Annotated in this window: 23 protein-coding genes; 9 read left to right on the top strand and 14 right to left on the bottom strand. The window is 45.7% G+C overall.

From position 1 onward, the window contains the following. Nucleotides 1-51 precede the first annotated feature (51 nt). Nucleotides 52-963, top strand: coding sequence for a M15 family metallopeptidase (locus tag ACJJIN_RS05870; protein WP_444897271.1), 912 nt, complete (start codon nt 52-54; stop codon nt 961-963). A 30-nt stretch (nt 964-993) separates the two neighbouring features. Here the strand turns inward: ACJJIN_RS05870 and ACJJIN_RS05865 are convergent, their stop codons facing one another. Then, nucleotides 994-2691, bottom strand: a complete 1698-nt coding sequence (locus ACJJIN_RS05865; RefSeq protein ID WP_444897270.1) for a BCCT family transporter — start codon at nt 2689-2691, stop codon at nt 994-996. A 264-nt stretch (nt 2692-2955) separates the two neighbouring features. Beyond that, entirely contained in the window at nt 2956-4011 is a 1056-nt protein-coding gene (locus ACJJIN_RS05860) for a DNA-binding protein (RefSeq protein ID WP_444897269.1), read from the bottom strand. A 192-nt stretch (nt 4012-4203) separates the two neighbouring features. Here ACJJIN_RS05860 and ACJJIN_RS05855 point away from each other — a divergent pair, with 192 nt between their 5' ends. Further along, the gene (locus ACJJIN_RS05855; RefSeq protein ID WP_444897268.1) at nt 4204-5214 is read left to right on the top strand and encodes a tyrosine-type recombinase/integrase; all 1011 of its coding nucleotides are present in this window, start codon (nt 4204-4206) and stop codon (nt 5212-5214) included. A gap of 87 nt (nt 5215-5301) precedes the next feature. Here ACJJIN_RS05855 and ACJJIN_RS05850 read toward each other — a convergent pair whose 3' ends face one another. Beyond that, on the bottom strand, nt 5302-5757 hold the full coding sequence (locus tag ACJJIN_RS05850) for a macro domain-containing protein (RefSeq protein WP_444897267.1): 456 nt from the start codon (nt 5755-5757) through the stop codon (nt 5302-5304). Nucleotides 5758-6027: 270 nt separating this feature from the next. Between ACJJIN_RS05850 and ACJJIN_RS05845 the strand changes: the two genes are divergently transcribed. Next, nucleotides 6028-6399, top strand: coding sequence for a VOC family protein (locus ACJJIN_RS05845; RefSeq protein ID WP_444897266.1), 372 nt, complete (start codon nt 6028-6030; stop codon nt 6397-6399). A gap of 235 nt (nt 6400-6634) precedes the next feature. On the opposite strand, the gene ACJJIN_RS05840 is transcribed toward ACJJIN_RS05845, so the two are convergent. The 3 genes from ACJJIN_RS05840 to ACJJIN_RS05830 form a co-directional block, all read right to left on the bottom strand. Beyond that, nucleotides 6635-7330: a GlcG/HbpS family heme-binding protein gene (locus tag ACJJIN_RS05840; RefSeq protein WP_444897265.1), complete on the bottom strand. Its 696-nt coding sequence runs from the start codon at nt 7328-7330 to the stop codon at nt 6635-6637. A 206-nt stretch (nt 7331-7536) separates the two neighbouring features. Next, nucleotides 7537-8487: an IS5 family transposase gene (locus tag ACJJIN_RS05835; RefSeq protein WP_444895065.1), complete on the bottom strand. Its 951-nt coding sequence runs from the start codon at nt 8485-8487 to the stop codon at nt 7537-7539. Nucleotides 8488-8786: 299 nt separating this feature from the next. Next, a complete protein-coding gene (locus tag ACJJIN_RS05830; RefSeq protein WP_444897264.1) occupies nt 8787-9377 on the bottom strand; it encodes a hypothetical protein in 591 nt (196 codons plus the stop codon). A 253-nt stretch (nt 9378-9630) separates the two neighbouring features. On the opposite strand from ACJJIN_RS05830, the gene ACJJIN_RS05825 reads away from it, so the two are divergent. After that, on the top strand, nt 9631-10380 hold the full coding sequence (locus tag ACJJIN_RS05825; protein WP_444897263.1) for a flavodoxin family protein: 750 nt from the start codon (nt 9631-9633) through the stop codon (nt 10378-10380). Nucleotides 10381-10618: 238 nt separating this feature from the next. Next, complete coding sequence (locus ACJJIN_RS05820; RefSeq protein WP_444897262.1) at nt 10619-11464, top strand: mechanosensitive ion channel family protein; 846 nt, start codon at nt 10619-10621, stop codon at nt 11462-11464. 79 nt (nt 11465-11543) lie between these two features. Here the strand turns inward: ACJJIN_RS05820 and ACJJIN_RS05815 are convergent, their stop codons facing one another. Continuing rightward, nucleotides 11544-12740: a M12 family metallo-peptidase gene (locus tag ACJJIN_RS05815; RefSeq protein ID WP_444897261.1), complete on the bottom strand. Its 1197-nt coding sequence runs from the start codon at nt 12738-12740 to the stop codon at nt 11544-11546. Between the two features lie 271 nt (nt 12741-13011). Beyond that, nucleotides 13012-13902, bottom strand: a complete 891-nt coding sequence (locus ACJJIN_RS05810; protein WP_444897260.1) for a LysR family transcriptional regulator — start codon at nt 13900-13902, stop codon at nt 13012-13014. 58 nt (nt 13903-13960) lie between these two features. Between ACJJIN_RS05810 and ACJJIN_RS05805 the strand changes: the two genes are divergently transcribed. Both ACJJIN_RS05805 and ACJJIN_RS05800 read left to right on the top strand, forming a co-directional pair. Continuing rightward, on the top strand, nt 13961-14770 hold the full coding sequence (locus ACJJIN_RS05805; RefSeq protein ID WP_444897259.1) for an SDR family oxidoreductase: 810 nt from the start codon (nt 13961-13963) through the stop codon (nt 14768-14770). Between the two features lie 80 nt (nt 14771-14850). Continuing rightward, a complete protein-coding gene (locus tag ACJJIN_RS05800) occupies nt 14851-15348 on the top strand; it encodes a DUF1097 domain-containing protein (RefSeq protein WP_444897258.1) in 498 nt (165 codons plus the stop codon). Nucleotides 15349-15470: 122 nt separating this feature from the next. Here ACJJIN_RS05800 and ACJJIN_RS05795 read toward each other — a convergent pair whose 3' ends face one another. After that, complete coding sequence (locus ACJJIN_RS05795) at nt 15471-16298, bottom strand: alpha/beta hydrolase (RefSeq protein ID WP_444897257.1); 828 nt, start codon at nt 16296-16298, stop codon at nt 15471-15473. 543 nt (nt 16299-16841) lie between these two features. Here ACJJIN_RS05795 and ACJJIN_RS05790 point away from each other — a divergent pair. Beyond that, nucleotides 16842-17723, top strand: coding sequence for a putative selenate ABC transporter substrate-binding protein (locus ACJJIN_RS05790; protein ID WP_444897256.1), 882 nt, complete (start codon nt 16842-16844; stop codon nt 17721-17723). A gap of 45 nt (nt 17724-17768) precedes the next feature. On the opposite strand, the gene ACJJIN_RS05785 is transcribed toward ACJJIN_RS05790, so the two are convergent. Then, nucleotides 17769-18701, bottom strand: a complete 933-nt coding sequence (locus tag ACJJIN_RS05785) for a LysR family transcriptional regulator (RefSeq protein WP_444897255.1) — start codon at nt 18699-18701, stop codon at nt 17769-17771. Between the two features lie 101 nt (nt 18702-18802). Between ACJJIN_RS05785 and ACJJIN_RS05780 the strand changes: the two genes are divergently transcribed. Further along, nucleotides 18803-19396 (top strand): FMN-dependent NADH-azoreductase, encoded by a 594-nt coding sequence (locus ACJJIN_RS05780; RefSeq protein WP_444897254.1) that lies wholly within the window; start codon nt 18803-18805, stop codon nt 19394-19396. Nucleotides 19397-19665: 269 nt separating this feature from the next. Here ACJJIN_RS05780 and ACJJIN_RS05775 read toward each other — a convergent pair whose 3' ends face one another. The 4 genes from ACJJIN_RS05775 to ACJJIN_RS05760 all read right to left on the bottom strand — a co-directional run bounded on the left by ACJJIN_RS05775 (nt 19666) and on the right by ACJJIN_RS05760 (nt 23817). Beyond that, nucleotides 19666-20487: a hypothetical protein gene (locus tag ACJJIN_RS05775; protein WP_444897253.1), complete on the bottom strand. Its 822-nt coding sequence runs from the start codon at nt 20485-20487 to the stop codon at nt 19666-19668. Between the two features lie 2 nt (nt 20488-20489). Then, nucleotides 20490-21620, bottom strand: a complete 1131-nt coding sequence (locus ACJJIN_RS05770; RefSeq protein ID WP_444897252.1) for a hypothetical protein — start codon at nt 21618-21620, stop codon at nt 20490-20492. A gap of 605 nt (nt 21621-22225) precedes the next feature. Continuing rightward, nucleotides 22226-22978 carry a class I SAM-dependent methyltransferase gene (locus tag ACJJIN_RS05765; protein WP_444897251.1) on the bottom strand — a complete coding sequence of 251 codons (753 nt, stop codon included), beginning with the start codon at nt 22976-22978 and terminating at the stop codon, nt 22226-22228. 470 nt (nt 22979-23448) lie between these two features. Next, nucleotides 23449-23817 carry a hypothetical protein gene (locus ACJJIN_RS05760; protein WP_444897250.1) on the bottom strand — a complete coding sequence of 123 codons (369 nt, stop codon included), beginning with the start codon at nt 23815-23817 and terminating at the stop codon, nt 23449-23451. Between the last annotated feature and the right edge of the window lie 207 nt (nt 23818-24024).

Here is a 24024-nt window from a genome sequence, read left to right as displayed (position 1 = left end):
CTCAAATACTATTTGAAACGGGGCTTTCCCAAAGGAATACCGAGAAGCGATATGTATAAGAAGGCTATCGCCGCCATTGCGGGCCTGGCGCTATTTGCATGCACCAAGGACCAGGATAGGAATATCGATGTTAATGATTTTGAAGCTGAACCAAAGATAGGGATTTACGACATTTCCCAAGAAGACTGTGAGCTGATGAAGCTCCGGCAGGTTCTTCGGAACAACTCCCCTATTGGCTGTGAAAGGCTGAAAAGAGTCGTCTTCAACTATACGCCTCTCTTGGATCCCCCTGCTCAGGATAATGTTGGCATCGAAGCTGATCTATACCGCAGAGGCGCTGTTGTTGTACTTGATATCGTTGCCGAGAACGTCCTGTCTCTATTTGGCGAGATCTACCGATCTCGCTTTCCAATACAGTCAGCCATTCCTGTCGAATATTTTACTCTGCAAGAGCGAATGGCAGATGATCGAAACAACACGCTGGCCTTTGATTCTCGGCCTATTACTGGCGGAAGCAGATGGTCTGAGCACGCTTATGGTGTCGCTATTGATATTAACCCCCTACAAAACCCCTACCTGTATATTGATAAACACACCCGGGCCAAAGTAATCCCTAAGGATGCAACAGAGGGATATTTAAACCGGGCAAAGTTTCGCCCGGGAAAGCCAACCCGCATGGGGATGTCTGAAGATGTAACCACTATCTTTGCCAGGCATGGCTTCGCTGTCTGGGGTGGAGACTGGAATGTCCCGATTGATTATATGCACTTCCAGGTTGGCTCCCGTCAGTTCATTAACCGCCTTGTAACTTTGCCAAAGGAGAGTGCAAAACAACTATTTAACCGATATACCCAGCAATTGAATCGCTGTTTTGAGGAGAGCAACTCGATAAAAAACGCTGCTCGCCTCAGAAAACATTGTGTCGATAAAGTGGTATCAGATTTTGATGGAGAGCAGGAGTGAAGGCTTCGGCCTCCTCCTGCTGCCCAACTATTAAAGTCGAGATGGATGGCTTCCAGGATCGCCCTCTATATGGGGTTTGTCATCGTGGGATACGCCGTGTTCCGATTGGGTTGGAACGTCCCAGTTGCCCTCTTCCGTCCAGGGATCATCCTCTGGGAACTCTTCAATATAGATTTCCTTCTCTTCGTAGCTCGGCTGGTAGCGCAAGTCATAGTGAGCAGCTTTCACAATCGATATGCACAGCAACAATGCGACAACCAAAAGCGGCACTCCACCAATCACGCTGGCAGTTTGCAGTGTGTCCAGGCCGCCCAAAAACAGGAGTGTTATCGGCATCAGCGAAAGCGTAAATGCCCAAAACAGGCGATTCCATCGCGCTGGCTCTTCATCGACCTCTTTTTGCACAACGGCAGCAAGAATGTATGAGATGGAATCGAATGTAGTCGCAGTAAAGATCAGGGCGAGCACCGTATATACCAGAATCACCAGTTTACTGCCGGGAAGTGTCTCGAGTGTGGCAAAAATTGCGGCAGTTGCTCCCTGCTCATTTAGCATCCCCACCACATCTAGCTCACCGGAAAACTGTAAGTAGACGCCGTAATTCCCCAGCACCATAAAGAACAGGAAACAGCCTAAGGTGCCATAAAAAATGGAGCCAACCACCATGGTCTTGATGGTTCTCCCCCGCGAGATGCGCGCAATAAACAAGCCGACACTGGGAGCAAAAACCAACCACCACGCCCAATAGAAGATGGTCCAGTCTTGGGGGAAATGGGTATCCGGGAACTGCTCAAACTCTGCAAATGGCTCAGTCCAGGCGGCCATATGGAAGATGTTATCCAAGACACGACCCAGGGCATCCAAGCCGGTGTTCAACATAAATAAGGTGGGGCCAACCAGGAAAACAAACAGAAGCAGCACAATAGACAACCACATGTTCAGGTTGGAAAGTGCGCGGATACCTTTCTTAAGCCCAACAAAAGCGCTATAGCCGAAGATTGCCGTGCATATCATCAGCACTACAACCTGGGTTCCCAGCCCGGTGGGCACGCCCAAGAGTTCATGAGCCCCCTGAGTAATCAGCGGCGCGGCTATCCCCAGGGTCGTAGCGCCACCGCCCAACATGCCAAAGATAAAAAGCACGTCGATCAACTTACCAATCCCACCTTGGGCACGCTGCTCCCCCAAAACGGGCATCAGTGCCTCGCTAATTTTCAGCACGCTGTGATTTCTAACGTAGTAGAAGTAGGCTATTGGCAGAGCGGGAATCAGGTAGATGGACCACGCCAGCGGGCCCCAGTGAAAAATACCGTAGGCAACAGCCCAGCGCGCAGCTTCGGGTGTGCCTCCTTCAACCTGGAAAGGTGGGGTTTGGTAATAGTAGATCCACTCGACCATAGACCAATAGAGAATCGATGCGCCGATGCCGGCACAAAACAGCATTGACGCCCAGGATATGGTGGAGAACTCAGGGTTTTCTTCAGGTGTTCCCAGCTTGATCTGGCCGATATCACTAAACACGATATAGACCATAAAAAGAATTGCCCCGACACCCAGTGCCAGATAGAAAACCCCCAGCTTGTCAGTGACGAAACCTTTAGCGGCTAAAACCCAGGCGGCACCAACTTCGGGGAACAGCACCAGTGGAATTGTCACTGCCAACAACAGCGCCAGCGAACCAAAAAACGTGGGTTTGTCGATGATTTCTCTGAAATGATTGGACAACACTTGCCTCCCAAATGCCTTATGAACCGCGGCAAATAAAAGCAAGGGGGACTTTATATAAGGAACTTTATTATGCGGTGTTAGTGAGTAGGACTTATATAAGGATAGGTAGATCAACTACAGCTAAATTTGCTCTTACTTATCTTTAATAGTACCAGCTAGTCAAAGTATTTCAATTTGACAGTTGTCGCATCTGTTTAGATGCGACAATCAATTGAACTGGGGCTATCAACTGACGACGACCCCAACCTGCCGGGTTCTGAACTACTACTTACCCAAAGATTTTTCCAGTTGAGCAAACTGTCCTTGTAGCATTGCCTTCTCCTGTAGAAGGATACGATTCTCGTCTGACAAGGTCTCTATCCGGTCTTTTGTAGCACCCAGTTCAGCATCCAGCCTTTCCAAAGATACTTGCTGAAGCTGAATCTCCTTAGCTTGCCCTACACCGCTGCTCTGGAGGCGGGTAACCTCATCCTGTAATCGTGTAATTTCAGAAGATTGGAGCTCAGCGCTTGCCGCCTGCTCTTCAGCCTGCCGCTTGTAGTTTGCCGCTTCGGCTTGAGCGGCGCCTATATTTTCACGCAACTCCCGCTTTTCCCGGTTGAGTTCAGTGATTAATGCCTGCCCCTGCTTATACAGAAGGCCCTGCTCAGAAAGCTTCTGTTCCGCCAGCCCGAGCTGCTCCGCCAGTGAAGCCACCTGCCCCTTAAGTTGCTCACTGGAAGATCGAAACTGATCTCGCTCATGCTGCCGGTCAGTAGCCGTTCGCTGCTGGAAGTGCTCAAAGTGCTCGCGCACATCGCGATTCTCCTGCTTCATCTCTTCAATTGAGGCCCTCTGCTCCTCAACTCGAACCGAGGCCTGCTCCAATTGAAACTCACTTTTTTCCAGCTCTGATTGTGCTTCACCCAGGGTAACTTTGAGGCGGCGCTTCTCACTTTCGGAAACTGAAAGCTTCTGCTCCAGCTCGCGAATCAAAGCGGCTTGTTTGCTACTGGTCTCTTGAGCTTCGTTTAGTCTCTCTGTTATCTCCAGCTCTTTCGCTTCAAATTCCTTCTGAACCTGCTCCACCCTTTGGTCCGCATCGCCCTGGATACGCTGATGAAGCCCTTTCAGCGCCTCCACCAAATCTTTAGGCAAGCCGCTGACATCAGTGCTGCTGGAACTCTCGCTTTTCCACCGCTTTAGAAGCGGCGCAATTGTACTTTTACTCCCAGTCCCCAGGTGAGCGCGCACTCTATCAACTGTCGGCTCCTCGCCCCGGGCCTTAATCGCCTTTGCTGCTTCAAAAATGTCCAGATAGGTGACCCCTGTGCGCGCCATTAATCTTTCCTCAGATTATTTTGTACCAAATTACGTATTACGTAATAATACATAATATCCAAAAATAAACCAACTCTTGAATTAACCCAGCTAACCTTCGATAATGATTATTATCGAAGGTTATAAAAGTAAGGGAATCCCCATTTAACGTACCCTCAGTACAAATAGTGGTTTCCGGGTGACGCAGAATTCATGAGAAAACAGCCTATGGCTTCAACCAAAATCCAAGCTCAATCCCCGCTCGGTAGTACATCTAGCGGGGCTGGAGCACTTCTGACTGAGGGTGACATTCAGAAGTACCTGCGAGCAGCGACTTCAGACAGCACTCGCAAAGCCTATCGGTCTGCCATTCGCCAGTTCGAGAAATGGGGAGGCCGACTCCCCACCGATAGCCATTCACTGGTTAGCTATTTATTGAGTCGGGCCGAGCAATTGAACCCACGCACCCTGGATTTGCACTTAACCGCTATAGGCCAGTGGCACCTTTATCAAGGCATTGCCAACCCAGTCGCTGAGCCGCTAGTACAGAAAACCATGCGCGGTATTCGCCGCACCCACGGAAAGCCCAAGCAAAAAGCCAAGGCGCTGAGCCTCGAACACATTGCCACCCTCACCCGACAGTTGCGCTCTCAGCCTGATTCCAAGAAGAGGACCCGTGACTTGGCATTGGTGCTGGTAGGATTCTTCGGTGCCTTCCGGCGCAGTGAGTTAGTGGCGATCCAGGTTGAAGACCTGATATGGGAGGAGGAAGGTTTGATCATTCGCCTGCCCAAATCAAAAACGGATCAAAGTGGTCAGGGAGTGATGCGCGCCCTTCCCTACGGCACCCCTGAAATCTGCCCCGCACGAGCACTTAAGTCCTGGCTAGACGTTAGTGGCATTAGAACTGGGCCAGTATTTCGGTCAGTGAATCGCTGGGATACGGTGCAAAGTCGACAGCTAAACCCCACAGCTATCAACGATCTACTGAAAAATCTCGGGGAAGCCTGCGGTTTTGACTTTGTTGCCGAACTAAGCAGCCACAGCTTTCGCCGAGGCCTGTCTACTTCCGCAGCGCGAGAAAAAGTTGGCTTTGAGCTGATCAAGAAGCAAGGTGGCTGGAAGAGTGACGCCACTGTCTGGGAGTATATTGAGGAGGGGCAACAGTTTACCGACAACGCCTCAGCTATCTTGATGAAGAAGATGTCGGAACTACTCTCTTAAGAAGCTGCCATTGGCCTACTGGCAAGCCCCGCCTTTCAGGCGGGCAGTATATGTGCGGAAGTAATCAGCTTGGCTACTGGGGGCTTGTTACTGCACAAACTTAACAAGTGTGTGATTTTCGCCTTCAAGTTCATTTTCTATGATGCTGGAAATTACCTCCCAATCTCCACCGGCAAGCCCCGCACCTATTAGAGGATACCCAATCCTCTTCCCCGGAAAATCTTTCTTAACTTTGGTGAATACACTGCGTATAGCCTCATAGTCCGCCATTACCCCCTTACCTCTCCAGTGAAACTGAGTGTAAGCATTGACGACCGTAAAGCTGGCCTCTAACTGTGATATGTAAGCACTTGAATAGGTGCCCAGTTTAAGTCGTGAGCCTTTTTCTGTACCCAAGTCTGCTGCGTAGGCTTCAGGGAAAAGCTTCTTGATAGTTAAGGCTATCCCCTTTCCCATTTGGCACTGGCAATTACACCCATGAACAATTACATCAAAATGGCCCTCAAGTGCCATTTTGATCAAATCACCTTCTACTACATTCATTCTCGAACTCCAGAAATCCAAAACGCCTTGGCAGTCTTCAACGCGTATACAGTGGAACGAAAGGCAAACGCTCTAGCGCAGTTTCAACTTTCTTGTTTGATTAACAACTCTCAACTAATTGACACTAGATCAATATAATATGCACCAAGCTGCTCTGCGCTAAGGCACACTGAAAAGCCTTACCCAATTTGTTGTTGCTAAAAATAACTATTGATAACTTAACATAGAAGTTATCGCTACGAAGAATTTAAGTATGAGTAAAGAGGAAATATGAGCGGACCAGCAAAATTTGGTGTCGTTGTATACGCAAATGATATCAATGAATTGTCAAAATTCTATATAAATATGTTCAGCTTGTCTGTACTTCATAAAACAAACGAACTGGTTAGTTTGGGCGGAGAGGGTTTCAATATTGTTGTGCATACTCCCCCTATTGAACTTCCCGAGGAAAATTTTAATACAGTCAAAGTATTTATAGCAGTACAAAGCCTTACAAAGGCACGGCACCAAGCAATAGAGTTAGGTGGCAAATCCCTTGACGGAGAGTGGTCAAATCCAATATTCAAAGCCTGCAATATAGCTGACCCTGAAGGCAATCATATTCAGCTTCGGGAGTTCACTAATAGTACGACTAATAAATAGATCCCCCTACCCGTTTGCGACGCCTATAGGCGTCGCCACCATCTTATCTCCCGTTTACAGCCGCAATAAAAGAGGCTCTTGTTTATTAGTATTGATTGGATCGGTAGCCTATTTATCACCCTTACAGCTAGATTTTTTCATCAGTTTACACTAGTAGATATCGGCGACTAGCCGATCAACTTAAGTACATATGGAGAGCCAAGTCAGTTCATTACCTGAATTGCTCTAAAGTAATTTAGTTTTTAGATCTAGTCGGATGTGTCTTAGGTAGTTTTTTGGCAATGTCACTTGCTTCAGGCGAGCAGGCAGGGTGCCCCCAACCACCAGCGCTAACACCACCCACAATGTCATTGACGATGTTATCGTCCTTGCTAGGACTCACCCCTCCAGGTATGTAGTCCATCTTGAGCATATGACGAACTTTCCACGCAATATTATGGTCCGCACATGAACTATCACCACTTACCCCAACTGCTCCAAGAAGCTTGCCGTCGTCTTTGTACAGCGCTAAACCACCACCAAAAACATTAACGCCTCCAATTTTCTTACCAATCATTGGGTCGTGTTCTGTACCAATATCATTGGGTAGCCCGCTATAAGCAACATTGGTATCAACTGGATTGCTATGCTGTAAACCATACAAACTTCCACCAGGCTGAACAGCTGTAAAAAGGTTTGCTGTCGATAAGGGTAGGCCTGGCAGACTGAAAGCATTTGCTGTATTTGCTTTTTGCGCTGAAATGACGCGGCTACCGGGCCATTGGTCGCCTCTATCTTCGCCGGAAAATACAACAGCTCTAACTATTCCATCTCTATCAACTACCGTTGCCCACATATTTAAGCTAAAACCGCCATTCTGTTCTTTTACGACATCTTTTAGCACCGCCTTAAGTTCGGAATATTTTGGTAACTCCATTGAATTAACCTGCATAATCTATATCTTCATTTCTTGCTGAGAGTGATGGGCCGTTGATAATACTAGGTTAGGGACCCTCTGATCAACGAAGCATTTTTCCAGAATTAAGCTGAGCTGCTTGAAAAATTCACTTTATTACGCACAAACGCGTAATTTGCGCGTAATAGTCCACTAATTTTTCATCTGAAACCCTCAATAGGTGGATTTCAGGCGAACCACCCCTAGGCAGCCAAGTATTTTCTCCCTATTATTAAGTTGGTAAAGCCTGCCAGTAAGCACAGCCTCTCAGTATTTTTTACCAGTCCCCGATAGCGGACCTTGTCATAACCAAATACCCGTTTGATGTAGCGGAAGGGGTGCTCGACCTTCGCTCTTATCTGCGCCTTGATCTTTTCCGCTTTACGAAGTGCATCACGCCCTGGAAGAGTTTTTAGCTTGCTCGGCTTCATTGCTATATACCAATCCGCCTCCCGCTCTTTCAACTCTTCACGTTTCTCCGCACCAATGTACCCAGAGTCTCCCCAGATTCTTTTCTCCTCCCCGTGGAGAACTCGCTCTGTAGTTGTGACATCATGCGAATTCGCTGCTGTTGTATCTATGCTATGTATTACTCCGAGCACATCATCAACCCCGATATGCATTTTCATTCCAAAATGCCACTGATTGCCTTTCTTTGTTTGATGCATTTCTGGATCACGTTTTTTCTTTTTATTCTTGGTTGAAGTTGGCGCAGAGATAATAGTGGCATCTACAATCGTACCTTCACGCAGTACCATGCCATTCTCAGCAAGATGCTTGTTGATTTCATCAAAAAGAGCTGCACCTAGCTGATTGAGCTCCAGTAAGTGGCGAAAGTTAAGAATCGTTGTTTCATCGGGAATTGGGCCGCTCAAAGTCAATCCAGCAAAACTACGCATGGATTCAATTTCATACAGTGCATCCTCCATAGCGGGATCACTGAGATTATAAAATAGCTGCATGCAATGAATACGGAGCATGACACTCAATGGATATGGCTGTCGGCCACGTTTGCCTTGTGGATAGCAAGGAGTGATCTGAGCTTCTAGTCGCTGCCATGGGATGAGGGCTTCCATTTGAGAAAGAAACTTCTCTCGGCGAGTTATACGGCGCTTTAGCTTATATTCTGCTTCGGCAAAGGTGACTTGGTGCATAATTCATCGTAGTCTTGATGGGTAGGTGAATATTACCAATATTGGCTTGGAATTATTCAGAGGTTCCTTAGATTAATATAGAATCAATTATGCCCTTGGGTTTTAGCTATATTTTTAACACTCCTAATAAATGTCTTTAATGGTTGGCTAGAGTAGGCATGAAAAATCGCACTAGGTCGCCTTTCGCAAAGGTATCGACGATACCGCCTTAATAGAATTACGATCTTTAGCTAATTTGCTGAATTGTTTAGTTGTGGTAATGACATCGCATCCCCGGCAGTATCATTAGGCCCAAGCACTTATTGCTTGATATGGGTCTCATTGAAGATTGATTCCCAGTCCTGATCAAAGGTCTCGGGTATTGACGAGGAAGTCCTCCGAAAGAACAACACCCCAACATGAGCTTCATGACCCTTCTTAGCGGTGCTGTCAGCAGTAACCTCCTCGATAAAACCTCGCATAGTGCCACTGCCATCGAGGGTCAAATTTGTAACGCTCTCATCGGACACATCAACAGCTACCACTTGAATTCTATTGCCACTCTTCATATAGGCAAAGATACCGATATCCTTAGCTATAGTGGTCTCATTCACCTTCTCTTCAACTGCAGTTAGTTGGTGTTTAACATCCGGCTTCTTCGTTACCTCAAGATAGCGACCACCACCACCCACCCCTGTTTGCTTGAGAACTTTAAAAGTTCGGCAAATCTGCTCCTTTTCTAAGGTAAAGGCGTCTGGACTGTGCTCATAAAAAATAAACGACTCACCTTCAATTGCACACCAGACTCCTTCCAAGGAATCTTTAGCTTCCGATTGGGCATTGGCGTGAGTGGCAACAAGAGTCAGAAGTACTGAGGACAACAGGAGTAATAGCTGATTGATTATTTTCATGGTGACCTCCAAGGTGGTAGTCAGTCAAATATAGGCGCAGCTTTACGGTTAGATAATCCCGGGGCAAGCCGAATCACGCCAATAGTAATGACCCCCAGCGGACCCTGGATGGATAAGTCGAAGCCTGATACCCGTAAGTTATATGGACTAACACCGTGTCGCAGATCTATTTGGGTAAAGTTCAACGGATCCTCTTTGAAATCACGGGATTAGAACTCAGGCTATTATCTAAGTGGTGGCAAGGAGGCCCAAAATGACGACGTTAAATCAAAAGCAAATTGAAGACTGCAAGTCTAGTGCGTCGGACTTCTCCGACCTCAAGGCGCTATTCCTCAACTGCACTCTAAAGCCTACGCCTGAACTCTCCCATACAGACGGTCTAATTCGCATATCCAGGGAAATCATGGAGCGCAACAAAGTCTCAGTTGAGGTTTTACGCCCTGTTGATCACGATATCGCTTTTGGTGTTTACCCGGATATGACTGAGCATGGCTGGAACACTGATGAGTGGCCACTGCTCTATCGCCGGGTTGAAGACGCAGATATCCTGGTTATTACCACGCCGATCTGGTTGGGAGAGAAATCCTCTATCTGCACCCAAACTATAGAAAGGCTCTATGCGAACTCAGCTGACCTGAACTCCAAAGGCCAGTACGCATACTATGGCCGGGTTGGAGGTTGCCTTATCACCGGCAACGAAGATGGCGCAAAGCACTGCGCCATGAATATTCTCTACTCTCTGCAACACCTTGGCTATGTTATCCCTCCCCAGGCAGATGCGGCATGGGTGGGAGAAGCTGGCCCCGGCCCCTCGTATCTTGACCCCGGTTCCGGTGGTCCACAAAACGACTTTACCAATCGCAACACCACCTTTATGACCTGGAACCTGATGCATATGGCGCGAATGATAAAAGATGCTGGGGGCATTCCCGCCCACGGCAACCAACGCTCTGCCTGGGATGCCGGCTGTAAGCCCGACTTTCCTAACCCTGATTATCGATAGAAACATCCTGCATTTTTAACTTTATTGAGCTAAGCAGCCTAAAGTTGTTGCTGTTTGGCCAAGTCTATCCGTATTTACAAAATCCTATTTACAAGATGTAGCACCAGGGATAAATTCCCGCCTTCTTTGCTCCCATTAACACCCACCTGCCCGGCATAGCACTCCTTTCTCCATAAAGGGGCTAGGCGTTGCCATATGAATTGGTGGTCCAGTAATTCCTGTGAGGTCCCTGTCCCGAATGAAACCAGAGTTCTTAGCGCATATCCTGGATAGCAAATTATTCATCACCATATGCCTGATCTCAGTAGTGATGTTATTACGTGGCCTGCTCACGCTAGTAATAGCACGAAGTAGTTGGCAAAAAGCGGATAAGCGCCGCCGTATCAATACCGTACATAACCTTGGCAACTTGTTATTGGTAGTTGGCCTGATAGCAATTTGGGTAAGCGAACTCCGGGACTTTGCCCTATCCATTGCCGCTTTCTCTGTGGCAATTGTATTGGCACTGAGAGAGGGGGTGCAGTGCCTCGTTGGTGGTCTGTATCAGGCAAACATGCGCTCGTTTACTGTGGGAGACTGGATTAAAGTCGGCAATCAATTTGGTGAAGTCACCGATAGTGACTGGCTAAGCACCACCCTTTTGGAAATCGATCCGCACGGTTTGGGTAATGGCTATACAGGAACAACTCTGTATATCCCTAACAATGCCTTCTTTACCCAACCGGTAAAGAACCTGAACTTTATGCGCCGGTATATCGAGCATACCTTTTCGATTACCCGGGAAAGCAAAGGAATGAATCCATTTGAAGCCAAAAAGTTTATCTCTGAGCGACTTAAAGAACACTGCGAGTCCTTCCGTGAAGTTGCCGAACGCTACTGCAACCTGATCGAGAATCGCATGGGCGTTGAGCTGTCAGGGCCTGATGCAAAAGTCTGTATCACAACGAATGAACTCGGCCACGATGTAACCACGGTAACCGTATTTTGCCCCCGAGAGGAAGCCACCAATATCGAACAGCTGGTGACTGAAGACTTCTATAACTTTTGGTTCGAGAAAACTAAGGACGTGGAGTCCAAAGCTTAACGCAGTTGTATTGAAGGGTATCGGCGATTGAAGCCGCTAGCAGTTCTGCATTGCTGGCGGCTATTGTATGAATTTGCCGTTAACTTTCCCCATCGACCCGGAAGTTGGCAACCTCCCAGGCGCGCTCACGGATAACCCGCGCATTATCCTCTAGGTTGGAGGTGCCTGTAGGGTCTCCATCTATTGTGATATCCGGGTTGGACCACTGCTGAATTCTGGGGCCACCTCGATCCGACGGGCAATTGTAGGCCATCACACTCCTCCAAGTTGAAGGGGTGGTATTGCAGTAGCCGTGGCCATATTCAAACGGCTCCATATTCGAATCACTGTAGATAATATGTCGGGCTCCCAGCAGGTGGCCAATTTCATGGGCAAAGCTGAAGTACCCCGTTGCACACCCTTCCCTTGCGAAAGCAAAGGCTGTTGATTCCGTTGCGTAGATCGTCTTAGCCAGTCCACATGATCCGCTGTACAAATCATTGCCGGTTAAAACAATCATTACATCTGCACTATACAAGTCTCTAAATTCGTATAGTTCTTTAGTTTCTGGATATGCGTCATTCGAAAAGTACTCGCGGTCCACATAGAAGCTACCGCTTTCTGCATAGCTGGTTCTATAAGCGTGAACAATTTCTACTGAGGTATTGACTTCACTATTGGCAAATGAAACATTGGTTTCCTCTTCCAATAAATCCATGTAGGCGGGTACATCACCGGCGTCTGCCTCAAAGGCATCGGTATAAGCAACTATAACGGTTATTTTTCCACCAGAGTCAGTAGTCGCAATTCCTGAGGTTGTGTTTAGCGCACCAACCTTGGAAGTAAAATCCATCTCTTCGAAGTAGTTACTATCATGGTCGACAAGTGAATTGTCTGGAACCTCAGCGATTGTAACCGCACCTTTTCCGGCAGGTCTCACTTTGTAGAGCCTACCTTCAGATTGTATTGAGCCAACAATTCTACCGTTGTTCTCGGCTAAGGTAATAAACCCTTTTCCATCCTCGGAAAATGCAGATAATGAAGCCCTATTTTTTGTTGATCGAATATTTTGCAAGGTAAACCGTTGCTTGCCGAGCTCACTGGAAACCTCAAGGGTACTACCGGGCTTCAAACTAAAAATCTTATTATTTAAACTTTTCTTAGCTTTATGTGAGATTAGATTTGATCTACTTTCACTCATGGAAGATTCAAAAACAACATGCACATTTTCTTCTGAATGAGCGCCAAATGTAGAAAATAGCAACACGAAAGGCGCAAGAACTTTAAAGCTTTTCACAGACATACTCCCTGTATCTGCTTCTCGGAAAATCAATTTAGAAAGATCCGCACTAAAGATGAAAATAAATCTGTTAATGCAGCCTTTCAAAGGCTGAATAGAAATATTTATTGAAATCCGCAGTGCGCGGCTACTCTATATGATTTTTAACTAAAAAAATATTCTTACGCCTACCAATAATTTAACTTCGCAAATTTTTGACAAGTTACTATCTGAAGAGCAGATAACTTTTTGGAAAATTAAATTCAAATGGGAGCTTAATCACAATCCTTTAAATGGAAACTGAAAATATTTTACTTAACCACTCAATAAATGCTCTAACCCTGGGAGATAAAAAGCGATTCTGGGTGAACACAACCGATACCGGCTCGCTGGGCGGGCGAAAATTGGGCAATATTTCAACTAAATTTCCAGCATCCAACTCTTTTTCTACATGAAACTTTGGAAACTGAGCTAATCCGAGCCCCCGCTTAACGCCATCCAAGTAACTCTCTGTCCCGGTTACCGTCAATTGCGCCGAAACTTGCAACGTCTCTACCCTATCGCCAAGACAAAAAGAGAGCGGCGTAGACTTCCCAGTCGTTATAGAGCGAAGCGCTACAACACGGTGACCATTCAGTTGCTCCAAAGAGCTTGGGTGGCCGTAGTGTTCCAGGTATTGCGGCGATGCGCATGTAAGCCGTTCCAGCATGGTTAAACGCCTGGCAATCAGCTCACTATCCGCCAAGTGTCCATAGCGAATAGCACAGTCGACCCCTTCTTGGACTAAGTCCACCCATCGATCCCCCTCACTCATTACCAAAGAAATGTCAGGATACTGGGCAAAAAATTGGGGGAGTTGCGGCATAACAAAATGACGGGCAATAGTTCCTTGTACATCTACCCGCACCTCACCGCTTGGCAATAAACCTGTAAATGCCCCTTCTGCCTCCTCTACGTCCGCAAGTATTGAAATACAGCGCTGATAATACAGTTCCCCATCCAGTGTTGCCCTGACCTTGCGAGTCGATCGCTGCAACAACCTGACTCCCAGCCGTTTCTCTAGCCGGTTGATCACCTGAGTCGATGTCGACCTCGGAATCCCAAGGTCAGTAGAAGCGGCTGTAAAACTGCCCCGCTCCACAATCCGCACGTACAAGCGCATCGCATCCAGCTTATCCATATCGCCCTATTGTTTGGTTATTTGGAATAATAGGTTCTATTTTAGCCGGATTATCTACATGAATAACACGAATAGTATGGGAATACAGCCAAATCAGGGAGCTGCAAGGGCAGCTCCAGTAATCACTACGGAGATCATTATGGAGAAAGTGGCACTGGTAACAGGAGCTTCCCGTGGCATAGGCGCGGCGATCGCCTCTCGCCTGGCAAAGGATGGCTTTACCATTCTGGTGAACTTTGAAAGTAATATTTCAGCTGCCGAAAAGTTGGTAAACCGCATTGAAACCGAGGGTGGCAAGGCGGTTACTGCCCAAGCCGATATCAGTGATCAACAGGCGGTTTCACGCCTATTCAACTCGGCAGAAGTCACCTTTGGTGGAATCAATACTGTCATCAATAATGCGGGCATTATGAAATTAGCCCCTCTGGCAGAATGTGAAGAAGCTGATTTCGATCGTCAGGTAGCTGTAAACCTTAAGGGCACCTTCAATGTCATGCGTGAAGCCACCGCAAGGCTTCAAGAAGGTGGCCGGATTGTCAACTTATCCTCGAGTGTCGTCGACTTGTGTATGCCGAATTACAGCGTATATGCGACGACCAAGGCAGCTGTTGAAGCTCTGACCCAGGTAGTCGCCAAGGAAATGCGCGGGAGAGATATCACCGTGAATGCCGTCGCCCCAGGGCCCACCGCTACCGAGCTATTCCTGTCGGGAAAGACCGATGAAATGGTGAGTACTCTTCCCAAAATGTCACCACTTGAACGGTTGGGCCGGCCCGAAGATATTGCAAATACCGTTGCCTTTTTAGTCAGTGAGCAAGGTGGCTGGATCAATGGACAGGTCATACGAGCTAATGGTGGACTTGTCTAACCTCACAACCAATCGCCCTTCTAATTAAAATTCCCCAGCTAAGCGTTATACGAGGTGGGATGATTTAGGACTAAAAGCCAATGACCGCTCAATCACCGGTACTATGGGGTAAATACATCAGGGACACCCTTATCGCTGCAACCGTTGCTAGTGCAGCAGCATTTACTTGCTATATGCTAGAACTTCCTCCCTGGGCCATGTTTGTTGGATGGGTTGCTTTCTTTACCCAGCCAAATTCTGCCTCAAGTGCAATCTCCAGCGGGATTTGTATTGCTCTGGGAATATTGATGGGAATGACAGCAGCTATAGTCAATACCCTTTTGCAGCCAGTGGTAGGCAGCATTGCCTTTGCAGTTACAGTTTTCTCTGTTGCATTTGTGGTGGTATCGCTAAGAGGACTGCCACTTGTAGGTAATATCATTGCCTGGTTTTTAGGGTTAATCACTTTCTTTGCAGCCCATTCAGGAAATGCTCTTTCTGGAGTGATTGGGCTGACAATAGTGACCGCTCTAGGCATCCTCGCTGGCTATTGCTGCTCCTACCTACAATCTCTTACTGGAGAAAGTAAAGCTAATTGATAGTCAGGGAGTCTCGGCATAATTCAACATTATCCCTGAGGGCCTTAAGAGGCCCCCTGATTAGAACTAACCCCAACATATGTTCAAAACTAGATAAATTGAGCGCTAAGTCATATCCTCTCTCAATTCACACCGCAGATATCCAATATCTTATTCATTAGATCATTATTTCTACTGCTTAACATACGCGATACAGTATAGTGGTTTTTATTTTTCAAAAGTAAATATTCGCACGAGCTTTTCGTTTGCTGTAGCTTCCCACAGTATCTTTTTGACTGATCAATAAATTCCGCAGTCTCATCATCACCCACTGCAACAATTGCTTTGGTGAAACATCTAATATCGCCAAAAATGGGACTCAAATTAGTAACGTCATCTTCTGATAAACGCAGAGATTCATTGAGGTAAGATTGCCTCATCTTTGTTAAGTCATAGAGCCCGCTTAACATAATGGCGCCGCTAATTGAGCTACGGATTTCAGGTGTCCACTCAAATTCTAAAATTTTAGCCACAAGGAATGCCCCAACAGAGTGACCACAGATCACAATATTACTGGGGTTGCCATTCCAGCGATCGATATTTTTATATATCCATAAGAATGCCTTTATATTTTGCTCAATAATTTCTTTAACACTGACGGCGGGCGCCAAATCATAGTTGACCAAAGCAACCGTACACCCGGCCTCTATAAAAGGCTTGGCAATGTACCGGTATTGCTTTTTATCTAGCGCCCGGAAATACCCGCCGTGGATGAACACAAAAACCGGTGCATTAGGAGATTTAGCAGGAAATATATCTAATTTCTCACCGGAACTATCTCCATAGCTGATATCCAGCGAGCTTCTTAGGGATTGCGTGGCAAGATGGCTTTGTAGCTCATTAATTAACAGATGGAGTCTACCAAATGGGTGCCGCTTACGTAGATTAAACTGATCGTCATATTCACTCATCTCCTGCGTCGGCTCCGCAATTACCGGCTTAAACTGCCTATTTTACACCAAAGGGGCTCCCTAGCGTCTGAGGAACCGCTAAACAAATTTGTGACTCCCCTGGCTTATGGAGCAATTCATGCTGAGGCGGGACTTATCTTTCAGGAAATCGCAGGTTTATGGAGCACTCCTCAATACACTAAGAATGGGCATTGAAAGCCCTTTCTGACTGATACCTTTACATGAGCTAGGCCAGCTTAATGAATGCGTAAATCTACTATTTGCAGTTCAAAGAATAAGTATATTTCGTACAAAATCTATTCAACAAAGAAGGAATCCCTGTAACAATCAAGATCTGAAGAGTATTTAACAACTAAATACCTGCCAACTACATTAACAAATCAGATATAGCGTACAAAAGTTGGAAGGCCATCTCGCTTTTGTTAACCCAAAGAAAGAAAATATAATTTAGTCAGGCTTTCTGATCTATATATAACGCCAATAGTTGCATTTTTAGTTTTATCCTACAAATTTTGAACTACAGATCCGCAGAGGACCAAAAGAATGTTAAAGCGTTTAACCGTGTTTATTCTAAGCCTCGTTATATTGTGCGGCGGACCCTTCGTATCATCTCAAGAAAACCCAAAACCTTTTGTTTTCACTGCTATTCCAGACCAGGACCCGGAGCGCTTACAAAAACGCTTTGGCAAAGTTGCAAAGTATTTGTCCGACGCGCTTGGGGTTGAAGTTAAATACATACCGGTCAAATCCTATAGCGATACGGTTGAAGCCTTTAAAAATAACAAAGTTCAATTGGCTTGGTTCGGCGGATTTACTGGAGTACAAGCCCGTATTGCGGAGCCTGGCGCCAAGGCCATTGCCCAGGGAGAAGGAGATCAAAATTTCACCTCCTATTTTATTGCGAATAAAAGTACTGGACTCACTCCTTCAAAAGAGTTCCCCCGTGGTATTGAAGGTATGACATTTACTTTTGGCTCAGAGCACTCCACTTCTGGACGTCTAATGCCGGAATACTTTATTCGAAAAGCGTTTGGTAAGCCCCCTGCCGAGGTGTTCAGCCGTGTGGGCTTTGGAGGTGACCACTCCAACACCCTGGATCTTGTGCAATCTGGGAAGTATCAGGTTGGCGCCCTAAATCACAAGGTGTGGGAAAATGAAAAGAAAGCCGGCAAAGTGGATGAAAGCAAAGTGCAAGTGATCTGGAAAACCCCAGGATACCCAGATTACAACTGGACAATTCGTGGGGATGTCGATGAAACCTGGGGCAATGGCTTCTTAGACAAGGTCCAGCAAGCGATTTTGAATATGCGGGACCCTAAACTACTTGCCGCATTTCCCCGCAAAGGGTTTATCAAAGCAGACAACTCAATGTACCAGCCAATCGTCGAGACCGCTCACGAAATTGGCTTGTTAAATAATGAGTAAGCGAATCAGGTTCAAATTGTCCCTACTAACCAGTTCATGGCCTAGCTAAGAAGCCTCCGGGGGTGTCAGATCCTGCAAACGGTCCCTAATAATAGCCGCCAATCTCCGTGCGCCGGGACCGATATCGTCCCGGTTAGGGAAGATCAGGTACATAGGGACCTCCCTTTTGCTTCCTCCTTGGAGGGGCAAGGGTTTTAAGCTTCCCTCAGTGAGCTCATTCAGAATTTTGTCTTCTGGCAGCCATGAAAAACCATAGCCTTTACAAGCAGCGCCAATCAAAGAAGACATGCTACTTAGAGTCCACCGCTTAGCCACTTCAACCGTGAGCGTTTTACTACCACTCTGGGGGTTCGTATCCCGAACCACCAGATGACGATGATTGCGGAGATCATTCATAGTTAGCGGGCGGTCCAGTTCATGCAGGGGGTGCTTGGGATGGGCCACCGGGATTAGACGTGCAGGAGATGGCAGTAATTCACCGTTGTAGCCCAGCGGTATTCTGGGGCTGATTGCAAAATCAACTCTCCCCTGATTCAAGGCTTCTAAAGTTCCACTAATCACCATCTCATGCACTTCAATACGAGTCTGAGGGCTCTCTTCGCCAAAAAGCGCTAGGCAGTCCAACAACAACCAAATTGGGAATAGCACCTCCACGGAAATCGCAATCTGTGACTCCCATCCAGCCGAGGCTCGGCTGGCGGCCTGCTCCAATGCAGAAGCATCCTCCAGTAATTGCTTTGCGTGACGGTAGAGCATCTCACCTGCGGGAGTCAGAATCGCCTTGCGCCCACTAATAGTGAAAACCGCTACAGCCAGTAGTGATTCCAACTTCTGCACCGAATAGCTTACCGACGACTGACTCTTGTGCAGAAGCTCGGCAGCCTTTGCATACCCTCCCCCTTCAACTACCGCTATCAAGCAACGCCACTGCTCAAGAGTGATCTTTGGGTTTGATAATTGTGTCAATTGTTGGCTCATGATCGAATATTTAGATAGAAATAAGCAAATAATTCTAATTTTTAATCAACTTAATGAATGTTTCAATAGCGTCATACAAAGTTAGTTACGAGGAAGCAGTCATGGCAAAGGTACTCAACATCAAGTCCAGCCTCTTTCAAGAGAACGGCCAGTCATCTCAACTTACGGACAATTTCATAGCGGGCTGGAAGGCTAAGAACCCGCAAGATGAAATCATCCATCGTGACTTGGTATCCGAGCCTGTACCTCATCTGAGCCTGGAGCACTTTCAAGCCCACAATACGCCAGCTGATAGCCGTTCAAACAAGCAAAGTGAAATTGCAGAACTTTCGGACAAGTTGATAGAGGAGATATCATCGGCAGATCTGCTGGTGCTAGGTATCCCGATGTATAACTTCAACGTCCCGTCTAATTTGCACACCTACTTCGACTTTATTGCACGTGCCGGGGTAACATTCCGATATACCGAAAACGGCCCTGAGGGCTTATTAAGGAACAAAAAAGCCGTCGTTTTTATTTCACGGGGTGGTGTTTATGGTGATGATCATCCCCAAAGTAATTACCTTCGACAGTTCTTGGGGTTTATTGGTATTACTGATGTGGAGTTTGTCTATGCTGAAGGCTTGGCAATGGGAGAAGAAGCAAAAGAGAAGTCGTTGGCAGCTGCAAAGAAGCGTATTGCAGAGCTTATGTAAAATAGAGAGCTAAAAAGTCTATATGTGAATACTTGAAGGGGGGAGGAAGCCTCCCCCCTCTAAATATAAAACTCAGATGATTATTACTTGACCTATTCTAGCTATGTAAATTCTCATTTAGATCTTCTGAAAGTTGATAGCAATGTGTTTGCAACCTCAATAGAAATCCAACGCTAGAGGAAATTTCGTCTTATTTTCCGGGGACACCTGGCCGCTATGTAGCAAGTCCTCACAAGCCATAGCTACTCTCGCCGACTTACTAAGCTAGCTTACCAGCTACTATCAAATTCATCTTCTCCAGAAATATCGGCTTCTCGCTCCAAGGTGCCAGTAATCACCTGGCTACCCTCCTCCATTTTGGAAAGCTCTAAATTATCCATAAAATCCCACATGGGGGATTTACTGACCAGCAAAGCTTTTTCACTGGGCACATGATAAGGCGGCCAGAACTGTCTGGGCTCATAAGTGATACACAGCAGGTGCTTATCGGATAAGTGAGTATATAAGTTAAAGCACCAGTTTAAAGCTCGAGTTCCGTCAACAATTTCATACCAATCCCGGCCCTTAATTTTGTACTCTTGGATCTCATCTGGGGTCCAAGCGCTAAAACGATCTTCGTGTCCCAATTCTTGTAAGTATTCTAGGTCATCTTTATGCTTTTTAAATATAAACTGCTTTAATTGGCTGCAATCAGAGAGTTCAAAGACACCAGATTTAGATGCTTCTTGTACCTGAATCACCTGAATTGAGAAATAGCCACCACCCACAATCCATGTATCATCCGGCCCCACATGGACACTACATGTCGTCCTGATAGGGTGAAACGTAAACCAAATATAGGGGCTCTCATCATCCCAGATTGGCTGTCCACCATAGAACCTAGGGTAACTTTCTTCTTTGTCAATAGGCGTGACATATGGGGCATACTTCCTGCCCCCATAGGTTTGCTGTAATAGCTTTCCGTTAAACGAAAGATGCCATAAACCAAGGTCAAACTGGTGTAATGGCATCGTATCAAAAGGCGACCAGTAAATCTCATCAAGTTGCTCGATAATTGGGGAGTTTAAGTCCAGCGAATCCACGTAAGCCACAATCAATCACCCCAGCCACTTTTAAATTCACTTCTAACATAGTTAACTGCGTCCGCAAAGGTGCGATTGCTATCACCGCCAGCGATCAATTTATCCTGGTAATAGCGACTGCACTTCTGCAAATCTGTATCAAACCTTGTCCAAGGAGCATCTGCTACTTTTTGTAGGCCTCTCACGGCACAACTACTATCCTTTATTTGGTGCACCTTACTAGCGATATCATCCACCATCTCATGTTCGTAACTAGTCTTTTTCGTCTGCGCGCCAATAGCTTCAACTTCCTGCATCAACAAGCCTAGATTTTCTCGTGGGTTAACAAAGTAGAAACAGTGTTGCTGCAGCTTTTTTCCACCCGCTTTCTGCTTAAATATTTTTAAGGCTCGATGGAGTATTTTTGCCCCCTCTTTAAACACGTACCAGTGGTATTTTATGGTTTGATCCCTCTCATCCCAGGACCTCTCCGCTTTATTTAAAATACGAGCCAGCTCTCCAGGCCCAGCATTAGGCCCTAAGAGCTTCTGGGATTTTGTTTCCCACCCTCCAAGCTCATCAACTACAAAGCTAGGTGCATAGTAAAGTGAGAAACTATTATTCAGCAGTTTATGGCTTACCTTTCCTGAAGTCTGAAAATATTCACCATACTCCTTTGCAGTAGACAGAGCATCATAAGCGGTTTCATCAAAGACGGCTCCAATTGCCCCCACTGCTGTAGGAATAGCTTCGTCCATAATCGGTGTCAAAGCCCATTCCGTTCTCTTATAATCTGATTGGTAAAAGCCCGCAGGTAGAGCTGCTGAGCCCGAGTTTCCATTGGCCCGCCTTATTTTTTTGATATAAACCCCTGCCCCCCTGTTCTCAGCCCCCCCTTGCTGAACCACCTCGTAAAGAACCTCTACAACACCCATTACTTCGCGGTGTACACCTGCTGTTTTTAGGTTGCTGTCAGCAGTAATTCCCCCTGCGGCCCCTCTAAGCTCGATCAGCTTACTTGCAGTTCTTTTGCCTTCAGCAGAGTCTATATCTACTAAATCAATAAACCTGGGGAGTAAGTTCGGGTCGATAAAAACAGCCCTACCATCTTGCATCCCTGTTGTTTTTGGATGAAAAAAAATAAAGTTCTTGTAGCCACTCATGAATACTCATCCCTGAAACTATCCAACATAATCTTACAAGGATATTACCATAGAAAAACTAGACATCGATGACCTCAGCCCCCCTCTTAAATGCATTCCTCTGTGACCTATCTCGCAAAAACGAGCCTTTTAAATCATCTTCAAGCCGCCACTTTTTATTTGAGACTTGTGTTTTAATTACGCCAATTGCTGACTCTTCTATATTCTCTGCGAAACAGAAACTATCATTCCAACCACCAATGAAACATCAACTAAAACCTGGCCTCATCAATTCAGCGCTAAGCCCAGTAATATCTTTTCAAAAACGCCATTTTCACTACCCATTTGTCAAATAGGATCTATTTGTAATAGCAAACAAAAAAACACCCGAGAAATACTATATCTTTTTCTCAAAGTCAACCACTGGATTACAATTTGACCTCCAAGGCCGCAGGTTATGCTAGATTAAAAGTATGAGGGGGATTGAAAATACATGTCGCGCCCAGGGATCTATATGGCTTTGCCACCAATTATAAACTTACAAGCACGACAAGTATTAATTCGTAGAATTTTAAACTAAGTCTATTGGGAGGAAGATACGAACTGTGAAAATGCCTACCGCCTCTTTACACTTTTTTGAAATAGAGTGTTACCCCAAACGCACCGCCATGATCTGTAAAATCTAAATAGCAATGTGACATAGCCTCCCTTTGAATTTGGGAAAGCAACTTATTTAAATCATAGTTATTCATCTGCATTCTTGGAGCCATAAAAGGCTCGCCTTTAAGAAGGTTAAGGATATTCCCTGAAAAAGGCACAGTACTACTCAAAAATGAAGTCAACCTTTTTAGTTTTGAAGTTTTGGCATATGAAAAATGGGCAACGCAAACCCCGCCCGATTCTAACTTATCAAGCAGAAGACTAAATAGTCTTTGCCCTTTTTTAACAGGGATATGTTGAAACACTATAAAGGAGTGGATGAAGTTGAATTTCCCTTGAACTAGAGAGAGCTTCTCATCAGCTTTCACAAATTCAATATTCTTTAAGCCTTGCTCATGACTATTTTTTTTAGCCTCCATAAGCATCGAATCAGATATGTCAACACCTGTAACATCTTCAGTAATATACGCTAAAGGGATCGCTACTCTTCCAACTCCACAGCCAAAATCAAGCGCCCTCTTGACGACAAAGCCATCATCTACATGTTGTTTCACTTTTGTCAGTATATTGTGAACATGGCTTTGTCCCGTTTTAAAGAAATCTTGCTTTGCTCTATCTGTTAAGTTTTCCTTCCTAAATTTTTCTTCGGTTAGAACACCGTAATAAGCATCTTCTTTGCCAAACTTTTCCCACTCTTTGTCAGAGTCAGCAATAAACATCGACATTCTCCCGCTACTACCTCACTCACTCCAAATCTAAGGCCATTTGAAATAAGCAATTCCATTTCACCACGAATACGAGACGATTGTATCAAGAAATGTCTTTCCAAAACGAATATTTATAGGGTACCGGTGTACCACTTCATCCTCGGGGAACTCAAAGCATATTGACGGCCTTGGCAAGTCAGCTCTATTCAGGTTAAGTATTTCTTACAGAGACCCCAATCCTGTTTAGCTGCAACTTGATTCCACAATATATGGTTGATAGATAAGTATAAGCAATCCACCAAGGCACTGCATTTTGCCAACTGAACTATCAGAAATAGTGAGCTTTTACTAAACGAATAGAGTTGCCTTCTCGATATAATTCAATGCGTTGAGCCCCTGCAACTCTATTTAGGGGCTATAAGTTTGAGACGGTTATCACATAAAAGGATATTTGTTTTTGAAATGTAGTAAAAAGGCTATTGTTAGCTATTCACCGCATCATCCATATACTTCACTGCCTCTCCTATAGAAATAGTGAACACGCCAGCATTGCCATTAATATACTCTCGTTTCCATGAATTGTAGCCGTCCTCATAATCAGGTATCTCACATTCCCCCATTAGTTCAGATATGCTTGCCCCTAGTGCCTCAATTGAAAACGGCATATGAGTAATTTCCTCAATGACCTCTCCACTATTAGGGTTATAAATTTTAATGCCTGAAATCTGAGCATGTACCACCATTGAATCGTCCTTAGACTCTTCAATTTTTAATATGATAACCCGCGAATCCTCCTCGCCCTCTCGATTATCATATTTCCACACTTGACCTTCTTTAACTTTTAAATCCATCCCGACTCTTCACTTTGAATTATCTGCTAATAACATTTATGCAATATCGGTGGCCCCATAGAAGTAATAATCTATGAACGTCCATATCAGGCTTCTATACTGCACTCTATCTAGCTTGGAAGTGAGGCTCAATCATGTATGGATAGCTACTCACCTTGCCTGGGATTAGCATTTTGACTCCAAACACTATTCGGCTTCTTGATTTAA

Source organism: Microbulbifer maximicatervae (SeqCode), assembly GCF_052467505.1.
This window is presented reverse-complemented; position numbering and strand designations above follow the sequence as displayed.